Raw genomic sequence first — 11,642 nt, 5'->3', positions numbered from 1 at the left:
GCCGGGCGCCGGGCGGGTTGCCGCCTGCCGGACGCGGCGGCTGACCACCGGGTCCGGATCGCGGGCCGCGCGGGGGCCGACCGCCGTTCGGTCCATCGTCGTAAGGCGAAGTCACAGCCTGGATCTCCATAACTCGATACGGTCCGGATAGCTCTGTGCGGGCGTGCACGACCGTCGCCGGCCGGTATGGGAGCCGCTCCACATATCAGTCGAGTGTGCCCGTCATTCGGCGGCAGTCCGACGAGCGCCGCCACCACGACGGCGCCGCGGTGCGGGGGTGTGTCCCAGCACATACGACTGCACCAGATGATTCCAACTACAGGTCCGGCACACCTCGACCACGTGCACCGAGAACTCTTCCCGAGTCTCGGCCAGCCGCACCAGTTCCTCGGGGGTTCGGGCCGAACCCGCGATCGGTCCCAGTCCGTCGCCGTAGACCCACGATACGAGCGTGAGCTGCTCTTTCCGGCAGATCGGACATGTGACATCGCTCCCCCGCCCGTGGAATTTCGCCGCACGCAGCAGGTACGGATTCGCATCACATACCTCGGCGACGTCCACACGGCCCGCATAGACATCGGCCAGCAGCGACCGGCGCCGGAGCGCATAGTCGACCACCTGCCGCTGAATTCGCACGGGTCCCAGAGTACTTGCGTCGGCGGGGGCACGGCATGCCACCGAGAGAAGCCACACGTTCCTTCCCGCTCACTATATCGGTCCGATATAGTTTGTAATCGCATCCATCGGTTAGGTCTGTTCAATACAGTCAGGAGGTGAAGCCCGTGCTCGAACTCGCGATTCTCGGGCTGCTCCTGGAGTCACCCATGCACGGCTACGAGCTGCGCAAACGGTTGACGGGCCTGTTGGGGCCGTTCCGGGCCTTCTCCTACGGGTCGCTGTACCCGACGCTGCGGCGCATGCAGACCGACGGTCTCATCGCCGAGGAGAGTCCGGCCGGCGCGGTCACCCGCCGGGCCCGCCGGGTCTACCAACTGACCGAATCGGGTCGGGAGCGGTTCGGTGAACTGCTCGCCGACACCGGACCGCAGAACTACACCGATGACGGCTTCGGCGTTCATCTCGCCTTCTTCAGCCGCACCCCCGCCGAGGCGCGGATGCGGATCCTCGAGGGCAGACGACGGCAGGTCGAGGAGCGCCGAGAAGGACTGCGGGAGGCGATCAAACGCGCCAGCGGAACACTGGATCGCTACACCCGCCAGCTCCATCAACTCGGTCTCGAATCAAGCGAGCGCGAAGTGCGCTGGCTCAACGAGTTGATTGCAGCGGAGCAATCAATGAAGGCGGCACCACAGAAAGAGGGAAATGTCGGCCATGAGTGATGTCAACCCGGCTGCTGAGATTCGCGTGGCCATCGTGGGCGTGGGCAACTGCGCCTCCTCGCTGGTCCAGGGCGTGCAGTACTACAAGGACGCGGACGAGAACGCCACCGTTCCCGGCCTCATGCACGTCAAGTTCGGCCAGTACCACGTGCGCGATGTGAAGTTCGTCGCCGCATTCGACGTCGACGCGAAGAAGGTCGGATTCGACCTGTCCGATGCGATCTTCGCCAGCGAGAACAACACCATCAAGATCTCCGACGTGCCGCCGACCGGCGTCACCGTCCAGCGGGGTCCGACCCTCGACGGCATCGGCAAGTACTACGCCGAGACCATCGAGCTCTCCGAGGCCGAACCGGTCGACGTGGTGCAGGCGCTGAAGGATGCCCAGGTCGACGTGCTGGTTTCGTACCTCCCCGTCGGTTCGGAAGATGCCGACAAGTTCTACGCGCAGTGTGCCATCGACGCCAACGTCGCATTCGTGAACGCGCTGCCCGTCTTCATCGCCTCCGACCCGGCCTGGGCGCAGAAGTTCGTCGACGCCGGCGTGCCGATCGTCGGTGACGACATCAAGTCCCAGGTCGGCGCGACCATCACCCACCGCGTGATGGCCAAGCTGTTCGAGGACCGCGGCGTGCAGCTGGACCGCACCATGCAGCTCAACGTCGGCGGCAACATGGACTTCAAGAACATGCTCGAGCGCGAGCGCCTGGAGTCGAAGAAGATCTCCAAGACCCAGGCCGTCACCAGCAACCTGAAGAAGGAACTGGGCGCCAACGACGTGCACATCGGCCCGTCCGACCACGTCGGCTGGCTCGACGACCGCAAGTGGGCCTACGTGCGCCTCGAGGGCCGCGCCTTCGGTGACGTGCCGCTGAACCTGGAGTACAAGCTCGAGGTGTGGGACTCGCCGAACTCGGCCGGCATCATCATCGACGCCGTGCGCGCCGCCAAGATCGCCAAGGACCGCGGCATCGGCGGACCCGTTATCCCGGCCTCGGCCTACCTGATGAAGTCCCCGCCGAAGCAGCTCGCCGACGACGTCGCCCGCACCCAGCTGGAAGCCTTCATCATCGGCGCTGAGTAGTCTGGCCTCGCTGGCTTCGAAATCAGGCTGGGCCCCCGCGGAAATCGCGGGGGCCCAGCCTGATTCGTTGCTTTTCGTCCGGCGGTCAGTCGAGTGACACGTACACCTCGACCGAGGTGGGGCCGGTGTAGCGTTCGATCTCCGCGGTGTGGGAGCGGGTGATGGTGCCGGCGCTTTCGGCCTTGGCGACCTTGGCCCAGGCGGTGCGGAGCAGGTCGTACGGCTTGTCGGAGACGACGAATTTGGCGTAGCGGCCCGCGGGGATGCGGGTGATCACATCGCCGGTCTCGAGGTCGTCGAGTCCGCCGAGTTCGTAGCCGAGGACCGCGACCGCGTGGTCGTCCTGGCCGATGTAAGCCGCCACGCGGGGGACGTTCTTCTCGCGCGACAGGTAGCGGTCCCAGGTGAAGTTCACCAGATCCAGATCCCGGGCGGTCACCTCGCGCCCGGCCAGCGGAACGGTGAGCCCGCCGACGAGGCTCGGTTCCAGGGTGACGATTTCGAAGTCCACGAGTCCCTACCTGTTCTCGCCGGAATCGGCCTGTGCCACACCGTTGTTCAGCGCATCGGTGAGCGGATCGCTCTGCAGGGCGACGAACACCTCGACCGTGCGAGCCTCCGGATAGTGCTCGAAGTCGCCGGTATAGGCCCGCACCAGCGCGCCGGCCGCTTCCAGGTCCCAGACCGCGCGCCAGATCGAGACGATGGTGTCGCCCAGATTGTCACCGGTGCGCAGGAAGCGCGCGAACTTCGCCGCGGGGATGCGAGCCAGCACATCACCCGGCTGCAGATCGTCGAGGCTTTCGCACTGATATCCGACGATATGGGTGAGATAGGAACCGATCTCGGGCGCGTGGTCGACATAGGCGGTCGCCGGCGGGCCGGGTAACCGGCGCGCCAGAGTTCGCTTCCACGCCTCTTCCACCTTCTGCCGGCGCGGTCCCTCGACCGCCAGCGCCGGGCTGCGCAGCACCGTGCCCGCCACCAGTGTTTCGTGGCGCTCAACCACTTCGAAATCCACCCGTGTCGCCCCTAATGTCTCGTGTTCCACCCCGTTCCACCCTATCGGCGTGTGCTGGGTGATGGCCGGATTACTCCAATTCGTTTCATCACAGCGTGCCGGATCCGGCCGTCATCCGGGAACCGGGACCGTCAGTCCCGGAAAGATCTCCACCTGCCGCGGCGGCGGGGGTGGTGGCGGTGGTGGCGGCGCGGGCGGAATGACGATCACCGGCGGGGGCTGCTGCTCCGGCTGCGACGGCGGTTGCAGGATGTCGAACGGTGCGTTCCCGGTCGGCTGCGGCGGCGCGGCCTGCGGCTCCGGCTCCGCGAACGGCCCGGCCGAATTCGGCGGCGGGGGCGCCGCGAACGGCCCGGCCGCCGCGCTCGGATCGGGATTCGCGAACTGCTCGACCGGCGTTCCGGCGAGCGCGCCGTCCATGGTGCGCTTCCAGATGTCGGACGGCAGCCCGGAGCCGTAGATCAGGCCGCCGCCCGACGTACGGATCGGCTGGGGTTGATCGGTGCCCACCCACACCGCGGTGGACAGCGAGGGGGTGAACCCGATCATCCAGGCGTCCTTGTTCTCGCCGGTGTCACCGAGCTGCGTGGTCCCGGTCTTGGCCGCCGACGGCCGCCCGGCCAGATTGTGGCCGTTCGAATATCCAGGAATGGGCTGCATCGCCTTGGTGGTCGTATCGGTGATCCCGCGCGGGAAGCGTTGCTGCGGCGGCGGCAGCTGCCCCGCGCCGGGCGCCCCGCGATCCAGCAGTACCCGGCCGTCCCCGGCCACCACCCGCTGCACGAAATACGGCTGGTGATAGCTGCCCGACGCCGCGATGGTGGCATAGGCCGAAGCCATGTCGACGGGCCGCACCGAATACACGCCGAGGACGATCGTGGGCGCCGGCTGCCCATCCGGCTCCGACAGCGAAGTGCCCGGCACGCCCGGGATCTGCAGCGGAATACCGGCCTGATGGGCGGCATCGGCCACCGACCGCGGCCCGATGGCCTGGGTGAGCCGGATGAAACTGGTGTTCAGGGAACGCTTGTAGGCCTCGGCGAGACTGCACGTCCCGCAGGATTCGCCCTCCACGTTGGTCACCCGCACCCCGTTCACCACGACCGGCGAACTGTCCAGCTGGGACGTCAGCGTGAAGCCCTGCTGCAGCGCCGCCAGCATGGCGAAGGTCTTGAACGAGGACCCGGTCTGCAAGGGGGCCTGCGCGAAGTCGTAGCCGACACCGTCCTCACCGCCGTAGTAGGACCGGATCGCGCCCGACCGCGGGTCGATCGACACCACCGCACTGCGCAGCTGTGGCGGCTGGCCGTCGAGGGTGCGGTGCACCGCGTCCAGCGCAGCCTGCTGTGCCTTGGCGTCGATGGTCGTCGTGATCTGCAGCGCACCGGTATTGATCTCCTGATCGCCGATTCCCGCGGCGCGCAACTCCTTCAACACCTGGGTGCGGATCAGCCCGGCGGGGCCGCGGGCGGCATCGTCGTCGGGTTTCGGGGGCGGCGCGATCGTCGGGAATTGCACCTTGTCGCGTTCGCCGAGCGGCAGCACGCCCATCCCGACCATGCCGTCGAGCACATAGTTCCAGCGGGCCTTCAGCTGGTCGAGGTGCGTCTCGGGGTCCAGGATCGACGGCGTGCGCACCACCGCCGCCAGCACCGCGCCCTCCGCGAGGGTCAGCTGCGAGACCGGTTTGTCGAAGTAGGCGCGTGCGGCCGCCGCGATCCCGTAGGCGTCTCGGCCGTAGTAGATGGTGTTGAGGTACGCGGCGAGGATGTCGTCCTTGCTCCACTGCCGCGCCATCTTCGCCGAGATCACCAGCTCCCGCATCTTGCGCGACAGGGTGCGCTCCGAGCTGAGGAAGGCGTTCTTGACGTACTGCTGGGTGATGGTGGACCCACCGCCCGCGTCGTCGCGGCCGAGCAGATTGTCGCGCGCGGCCCGCAGGAAGGCCGGCGCCGAGAATCCGGGATTGCGGTAGAAGTCGCGATCCTCGGCCGAGAGCATGGCGTCGCGCATGGTCCGCGGCACCTCCGACAGCGGCACCGGCGTGCGATTCCCTTCGGGGGGAACGATTTTCGCGAGGACCGTCGTTCCGTCGGCGGCGGTGACGGTGGCGATCTGATTGGTCTGCACCGCATTCGGATCGGGTATCTCGGCACTCCAGTACGCCAGCACCAGCAGCAACGACGGAATCGCGACGAAGATCAGGAACAGCGCCAGCAGCAGGCGCCGAATTCGCTGCCCGCGAGTGCGCGGCGGGCGTTCGCCGGCGCCGGCCGGTCTCTCGCGGCGGCGGGGACGACCGCTGTTCGGCCGGGACGCGCCGTCGAGCTGCTTCCACCCGGCAATCGAGGCATAAGGCGCCGTTTCCGGGCGGCCGCGCCGCGGTTTGCGGGTCGAGCTCACGATCATCTCCTCCCGGAGCGTCGGCGAACCAGCGAGAAACAACGATCCCGACCAGCCTACGACGCCGGTCGATGGTCGACCAGAACAGCTAATACCCAGTAAATCGCAGTCTCACTCGGAAACCGGGCACGACCGGCCGACGGCACCTCGGTGTGAGCGGAACAACAGTGCCGGCAACCGGACTCACGGCGGTCCGGGCCGACGCGCGACAGGAGCGAGACGCAACGGGCACTCGACGCCGCGCCGACGGCCGGGTTGCCGATTCGGAAACGGATGAATTAGACCTTCGGCGTGCATTGTGTGAAGTGGGGCACCAGCGGTCGTTCCGGATGGTAGCTCGTCGAACTGCCTGGTAGCTTCCGTTTTGCTCCCGTGCAACGTCGCGCATCGCATTCGACCTCTCACTCGCCGAACGTCTTTCTTCCTGCCTTCCGTGTGCCTCTGCCGTCCGGCAAGAGGCGGGAATCGTCATATTCGTCCACCGCCGATCGCGCGGGTCGTCGTCGACCCCGAAATCGGTGGTGGTGTCGATGGAGCCGTCATGACACGCACCCTCGCGATGCCTCCGAATCGCGTCCTCGAAATCCCCCACGACGTCGTGCGCAGTCGTGGCCTGCTGACGGGCTACTTCGCCGGCCTCGGCGTGGTGATGGCTGTCTGGGGAACCCGCATCCCCGCCGTCCAGGAAGCCGCCGGACTCGGCACGGCCGGGCTGGCCGGGGTCCTGCTCGCCGCGGCGATCGGTATGGTCGCCGGACTCCAGGTGGGTGGTCGCCTCGCCCGTCCCGCGCGATTGCCCCCGCTGCTGACCGCCGGCGGAATCGGTCTGGCCCTCGGCCTCGCGTTGGTCGGCAGCTGCCGAATGCCGCTCGCGCTCGCCGCCGCCGCGCTGTGCTTCGGTGCCGCGCACGGTGTCTTGGACGTCGCGGCGAACTCCGCCGCGGTGCGCTGCCAGAACGCCTACGGCCGGCCGATCATGTCGGGCCTGCACGCGGCCTACAGCCTCGGCGCACTGGGTGGGGCGGTCATAGCCGTTGTGGCCGCTCATATTTCGCACACCTACGTCTTCGGTGTCACCGCGGCCGCGGTCGTCCTCGCGACGATCGCGGCGGCGCCCGCCACGCGCTGCATCGGCTCGCCGGTTGCGGACACGGCGGCGGTGGTGCGTGAGCGTGCGCCGGGACTGTCCCGGTCTCGGATCTGGTTGCTGGGCGCACTGGCCGCCGCATGTCTGCTCGGCGAGGGCGCGGCCGCCGATTGGTCGGCGGTGCACCTGACCGGGCTGCACGCCTCGGCCGCGATCGGCGCCGCCGCCTACGCCGCGTACAGCGCCGCGATGGCGGGCGGCCGCCTCGTCGGCGATCGGCTCACCACCCGCTTCGGGGCGCCGAAAGTCGTTCGGACGGGTGCGATTGCGGCCTCGGCCGGACTTCTCACCGGTGTGGCGGTGAACGATGTGCCGTTCGCGCTGGTGGGCTGGGCCGTCTTCGGTCTCGGCCTGGCCGTCACGATTCCTTCGCTGTTCAGCACGGCCGGGACGGGAGGTCCGCGCGCCGTCGCCGCCGTGGCCGTCGCCGGATATCTCGGACTACTCGCGGGACCGGCCCTCATCGGTGCCGTGGCCACCGTCACGACCCTTCCTGTCGCCCTCGTGCTGCCCGCCCTGCTCGCCGCGGGCGTGGCCGCGCTGTCTCATCGAGCATTGGAGAACCAGTGGTAAGCCTTGAATCCCACCCGCCCGCCGACATCGACGCGGTCATCTTCGACTACAACGGTGTCATCGGTCTGCAGCCCACGACACCCATGTGGAGCGGCCTCGCCGAACTCGCCGGATGGCGCGCCGACGACCTCACCCACTTCCAGACCACGTTCTGGAGCGCCCGCGAACCCTACGATTCCGGCGAATTCGACGACACGGACTTCTGGACCGCGGTACTCGGCCGCCGGCCCGAACCCGAATTGCTCACCCGGTTGCGCGAGGTCGACACCGCCCTGTGGACGCGGACCGACCACCGCGTCCTCACCCTCCTGCGGCAGGTCCGGCAGGCGGATCTGCCGATGGTGCTGCTGTCCAACGCGCCCCATCCGGTCGGCGATGCGCTCGATTCCTCCGACTGGCGTGGGCTGATGACCGATGCCCTCTACTCGGCCCGTCTCGGCATGAACAAACCGCATCCCGACACCTACCGAAATGCCCTGGCCGCCACCGGAGTCGGTGATCCGGGCCGGGTGCTGTTCATCGACGACCGACCCGACAACTGCGAAGCGGCGGCACAGCTCGGCCTGCGAACCCTCCACTACACCGGCTCACCCGCCGATATCGAAATACACCTCGATTTCGGCGCCGGCCGCCTGATTTCGGGAGCACATGGGTAACTTCCCGGGCACGGAGAGGCGGAGGAGCCCGACGTTCCGCTAGCTCTTGACGCCGCCCGCGGTGAGGCCGGAGATGATGCGGCGCTGGAACAGCAGCACCATGATCACCAGCGGCACGGTGACGATGATGCCCGCCGCCATGATCGCCGCATAGGGCTGCACCAGCGGATCGTTACCGGAGAACCGCGCGATCGCGACGGTCACCGGCTCGGTCCGGTCCACCGAGAGCAGACTGGCCAGCAGGTACTCGTTCACCGCGGCGATGAACGCCAGGATCGCCGTGGTGAACACCGCGGGCGCGGCCAGCGGCAGCATCACCAGCCGGAAGGCCTGGAACCGGGTGGCGCCGTCGATGCGGGCCGCTTCCTCGAGCTCCCACGGCAGTTCGGCGAAGAACGAGGCGAGGACGTAGACCGTCATCGGCAGCACGAACGAGATGTTGGGGATGATCATCGCCTGGTAGTGCCCGATCCAGCCGATGTTGGTGAACAGCTGGAACAGCGGCGTCACCAGGACGACCACCGGGAACATCGAGGCGCTCAGGATCAATCCGGCCACCAGCGTCTTACCGCGAAAAGCCATGCGCGCCAGTGCGTAAGCCGCCATCATGCCGATCAGCAGTGCGATCGCAGTGGTGGCCGCGCCGATGACGACGCTGTTGGTCAGTGCCCGCCCGAAGTCGTTACCGCGGCTGGTGTCGAACGCGTTGCGGAAGTTCTCGAAGGTCACGTGGGTGGGCCACGGGGTGTTGTCGAAGGTGTAGTCCGGATCGCGGAAGGCGGTCACCGCCATCCAGTAGAACGGGGCCAGACCCCAGATCAGCACGATCAGCGCACCGACATACACCCGTGCGGACCGCCACGGTTTACGGCCGGAGGTAGCAGTGGTCATCAGTGTGCCTTCCGCTGTTCTTCCTGCGTCGCCACCGCATTGGCGCCCAGTATCTTCACCAGCACGAACGCCACCGCGAAGATCATCAGGAAGGTGAGCACCGACAGCGCGGCCGCACTGTTGGAGCCCTGCCGCACCTGATCGACCACGAGGATCGAGATGGTCCGGGTCGCCGGGTTGCCCTGCATCATGATGGCCGGCAGGTCGTAGAGGCGCAGCGCGTCCATGGTCCGGAACAGCACCGCGACCAGCAGCGCCGGCTTCAGCAGCGGCAGCGTGATGTGGGTGAAGCGCTGCCAGGCCGAGGCCCCGTCGACCTTGGCCGCCTCGTACACGTCGTTCGGAATCACCTGCAGTCCGGCGAGGATCAGCAGGGCCATGAACGGGGTGGTCTTCCAGACGTCGGCGATGATCACCGCGAATCGCGACCACCACGGATCGGTCTGCCACAGGATGTGCGTGTGCAGTACCCGGTTGACCACGCCGTTGTACTGGAACATGAACTCCCACAACCGGGCCGTCACCGCGGTCGGGATCGCCCACGGGATCAGCACCGCCGCACGCAGCAGCGCCCGCCCGCGGAAGGTCTTGCCCATCACGGTCGCCATGCCGAGGCCGATGGTCGCCTCCAGCGTCACCGTGATCACCGTGAACAGCAGCGTGATGCCGATGGCCGCCCAGAACTGCGAACCCAGGTTGCCGGTGGGGCAGGGCTCGGTGCCACCGCCGGGCAGGGTGCACTGCTGCAGCAGCCAGTGCGTGTAGTTGCCGAACCCGGCGCTGCCGCCCTCGACGAACATGCCGGTGGCGGGGTCGAGTCCGGCGTCCTTCTGGAACGACATCCATACCGCGCGCACCACCGGATAGCCGATGACGACCGCGAGCGCCACCAGCACCGGTGCGACGAACAACCACGCGCGGCCCGACCCCCGCGGGAGCCGTAAGCCGCGGGAGTTGTTGTCGCGCTTCGGTTTCGGGCTCACCGGCTGATCGTCGGGTGGCGCGAGGTCGGTCGCACCCGAAGGACTCGACACGTTCAACTCTCCTACGGGGCAGACTGCGGACAGGGTCAGGAGCCGGCGGCTTCGATGCCCTTCTGCATGCCGATGATCGCGTCATCGACTGATTTCTTACCGGTCAAGGCAGCATATGCGTTGTCCTGGATGGCCTTCGACACCGCCGGGTAGAAGGGGGTGACCGGACGCGGCACGGCGCTGGCGATCGAATCCTTCAACGCGGGCAGGTACGGGAACTTCGCGATCAGCGCCGGATCGTCGTACATCGACGACCGCACCGACGGGAACGCGCCCTCGGCGACGATCCGCTGGGCGTCCTCGCTGATCAGGAAGCGCAGGAAGTCCAGCGCGGTGGCCTTGTGCTTGGAGTAGGCGCTGATGGCGGCGTTGTAACCACCGAGCGTGGAGGCGCCGATGCCGTCCTTACCGGGCAGCGGGGAGACGCCGAAGTTGCCCTTCACGGCGGAGGAGTCGGCCTGGGCCACACCGTAGAAGTTCGGCCAGGTGCGCAGGAACAGCAGCTTGCCCGAGGCGAAGGCGTTCTGGCTCTCCGGCTCCTTGTAGGAGATGGCCTCCTTGGGGATGTCGCCGTTCTTGTAGGCGTCGGTGAGCACCTGCAGGCCGGCGCGCGACTGCGGGGAGTTCACGGTCGCGGTCTTGCCGTCCGGGCCGACGAACGAGCCGCCGTAGGCGTTGATCACCTCGGCCGCGTTCACGGTCAGACCTTCGTAGGGTGCGAACTGCCCTGCGTAGCAACCGATTCCGTGATCACGCGCGATATTGCAGTCGGCCAGCAGCTCCGGCCAGGTCTTCGGCGGGTTCGGGACCAGATCCTTGCGGTAGTACAGCAGGCCGCCGTTGGTGTTGCGCGGCGCGGCGTAGAGAGTGCCCTGATAGGTCGCACTGGCGACGGTCGGCGAGAGCAGCGTGGAGGTGTCGAGGGCGAAGGAGTCCTTCAGCGGCTGGATCCAGCCCTTGGCCGCGAATTCCGCGGTCCACGGCACGTCCAGCGCCATCACGTCGTAGTCGGACTGCTTGGCCCGCATGTGCTGAGCCAGATCGTCGTACTGCTGGGAGGCGTCGTTCGACTGCTCCTTGAACGTCACCTGCTCGTTCGGATGGGCGGCGTTCCACCGGTCGATGAGCTGCTTGACCGCACCCGTCTCGGTGGTGTCCTTACCCTCGACATAGGTGATCGGGCCGCGACCGCCCAGGTTCTGGCCGGTCGGGTTGCTGCCGTCACCGCTCGAACAGGCGCTCGTCAACCCGGCGGTCAGCAGCGCCACCGAGGCGGTGGCCAGTGCGGCGCGGGACACGAGGGACGAGCGTCGTGACGCGGCGCGCGCGCGAACCTTGCGCGCCTTGTTCGAGGACGCCTTGTTCAAAGCCATCGATACTCCAGGGTCGTAACGAACACAGCTGTCAGGCGTGAGCGCCCGCACACTGCGCCGGTTGCACAAGGCAAGATACATTGTTCGGCTGCTGTATGGGATTCGGCGTCCGCCCCCGCC

The 11,642-nt window shown here is 67.6% G+C and carries 11 protein-coding genes; 4 read left to right on the top strand and 7 right to left on the bottom strand.

Translation table 11 applies throughout. The annotated features are described in order from the left end of the window. Positions 1 to 222: 222 nt before the first annotated feature. Positions 223 to 636 (bottom strand): DUF5318 domain-containing protein, encoded by a 414-nt coding sequence (locus NK1_RS27420; protein WP_158271251.1) that lies wholly within the window; start codon positions 634 to 636, stop codon positions 223 to 225. 146 nt (positions 637 to 782) lie between these two features. Between NK1_RS27420 and NK1_RS27415 the strand changes: the two genes are divergently transcribed. Next, a complete protein-coding gene (locus NK1_RS27415) occupies positions 783 to 1,340 on the top strand; it encodes a PadR family transcriptional regulator (protein WP_036507131.1) in 558 nt (185 codons plus the stop codon). After that, a complete protein-coding gene (locus NK1_RS27410) occupies positions 1,333 to 2,424 on the top strand; it encodes an inositol-3-phosphate synthase (RefSeq protein ID WP_063013319.1) in 1,092 nt (363 codons plus the stop codon). The genes NK1_RS27415 and NK1_RS27410 overlap by 8 nt, the downstream gene beginning before the upstream one ends. A gap of 85 nt (positions 2,425 to 2,509) precedes the next feature. Here NK1_RS27410 and NK1_RS27405 read toward each other — a convergent pair whose 3' ends face one another. The 3 genes from NK1_RS27405 to NK1_RS27395 all read right to left on the bottom strand — a co-directional run bounded on the left by NK1_RS27405 (position 2,510) and on the right by NK1_RS27395 (position 5,854). Continuing rightward, the gene (locus NK1_RS27405) at positions 2,510 to 2,935 is read right to left on the bottom strand and encodes a GyrI-like domain-containing protein (protein WP_063013317.1); all 426 of its coding nucleotides are present in this window, start codon (positions 2,933 to 2,935) and stop codon (positions 2,510 to 2,512) included. A gap of 6 nt (positions 2,936 to 2,941) precedes the next feature. Continuing rightward, positions 2,942 to 3,445, bottom strand: a complete 504-nt coding sequence (locus NK1_RS27400; protein ID WP_063013315.1) for a GyrI-like domain-containing protein — start codon at positions 3,443 to 3,445, stop codon at positions 2,942 to 2,944. A gap of 111 nt (positions 3,446 to 3,556) precedes the next feature. Next, the gene (locus tag NK1_RS27395) at positions 3,557 to 5,854 is read right to left on the bottom strand and encodes a transglycosylase domain-containing protein (RefSeq protein ID WP_063013313.1); all 2,298 of its coding nucleotides are present in this window, start codon (positions 5,852 to 5,854) and stop codon (positions 3,557 to 3,559) included. A gap of 535 nt (positions 5,855 to 6,389) precedes the next feature. Between NK1_RS27395 and NK1_RS27390 the strand changes: the two genes are divergently transcribed. Together NK1_RS27390 and NK1_RS27385 are read left to right on the top strand one after the other, a co-directional pair. Next, on the top strand, positions 6,390 to 7,568 hold the full coding sequence (locus NK1_RS27390) for an MFS transporter (RefSeq protein WP_218023182.1): 1,179 nt from the start codon (positions 6,390 to 6,392) through the stop codon (positions 7,566 to 7,568). Further along, positions 7,562 to 8,224 carry an HAD family hydrolase gene (locus NK1_RS27385; protein WP_063013311.1) on the top strand — a complete coding sequence of 221 codons (663 nt, stop codon included), beginning with the start codon at positions 7,562 to 7,564 and terminating at the stop codon, positions 8,222 to 8,224. Before NK1_RS27390 ends, NK1_RS27385 begins: the two co-directional genes overlap by 7 nt. A gap of 39 nt (positions 8,225 to 8,263) precedes the next feature. Here the strand turns inward: NK1_RS27385 and NK1_RS27380 are convergent, their stop codons facing one another. From NK1_RS27380 to NK1_RS27370, 3 genes are all read right to left on the bottom strand, one after another. Then, on the bottom strand, positions 8,264 to 9,115 hold the full coding sequence (locus tag NK1_RS27380) for a carbohydrate ABC transporter permease (protein ID WP_063013309.1): 852 nt from the start codon (positions 9,113 to 9,115) through the stop codon (positions 8,264 to 8,266). Next, positions 9,115 to 10,098, bottom strand: coding sequence for a carbohydrate ABC transporter permease (locus NK1_RS27375; protein WP_063013307.1), 984 nt, complete (start codon positions 10,096 to 10,098; stop codon positions 9,115 to 9,117). The genes NK1_RS27380 and NK1_RS27375 overlap by 1 nt, the downstream gene beginning before the upstream one ends. A gap of 86 nt (positions 10,099 to 10,184) precedes the next feature. After that, positions 10,185 to 11,447 carry an ABC transporter substrate-binding protein gene (locus tag NK1_RS27370; RefSeq protein WP_374726645.1) on the bottom strand — a complete coding sequence of 421 codons (1,263 nt, stop codon included), beginning with the start codon at positions 11,445 to 11,447 and terminating at the stop codon, positions 10,185 to 10,187. Positions 11,448 to 11,642 lie beyond the last annotated feature (195 nt).

The sequence above is a fragment of the Nocardia kruczakiae NBRC 101016 genome (assembly GCF_001612965.1).
GTDB classification, from domain to species: Bacteria; Actinomycetota; Actinomycetes; order Mycobacteriales; family Mycobacteriaceae; genus Nocardia; species Nocardia kruczakiae.
This window is presented reverse-complemented; position numbering and strand designations above follow the sequence as displayed.

Coding starts and splice junctions, on each gene's coding strand:
- NK1_RS27395 (WP_063013313.1), bottom strand. CDS start 5,854: ATGATCGTGAGCTCGACCCGCAAACCGCGGCGCGGCCGCCCGGAAACG.
- NK1_RS27410 (WP_063013319.1), top strand. CDS start 1,333: ATGAGTGATGTCAACCCGGCTGCTGAGATTCGCGTGGCCATCGTGGGC.
- NK1_RS27390 (WP_218023182.1), top strand. CDS start 6,390: ATGACACGCACCCTCGCGATGCCTCCGAATCGCGTCCTCGAAATCCCC.
- NK1_RS27380 (WP_063013309.1), bottom strand. CDS start 9,115: ATGACCACTGCTACCTCCGGCCGTAAACCGTGGCGGTCCGCACGGGTG.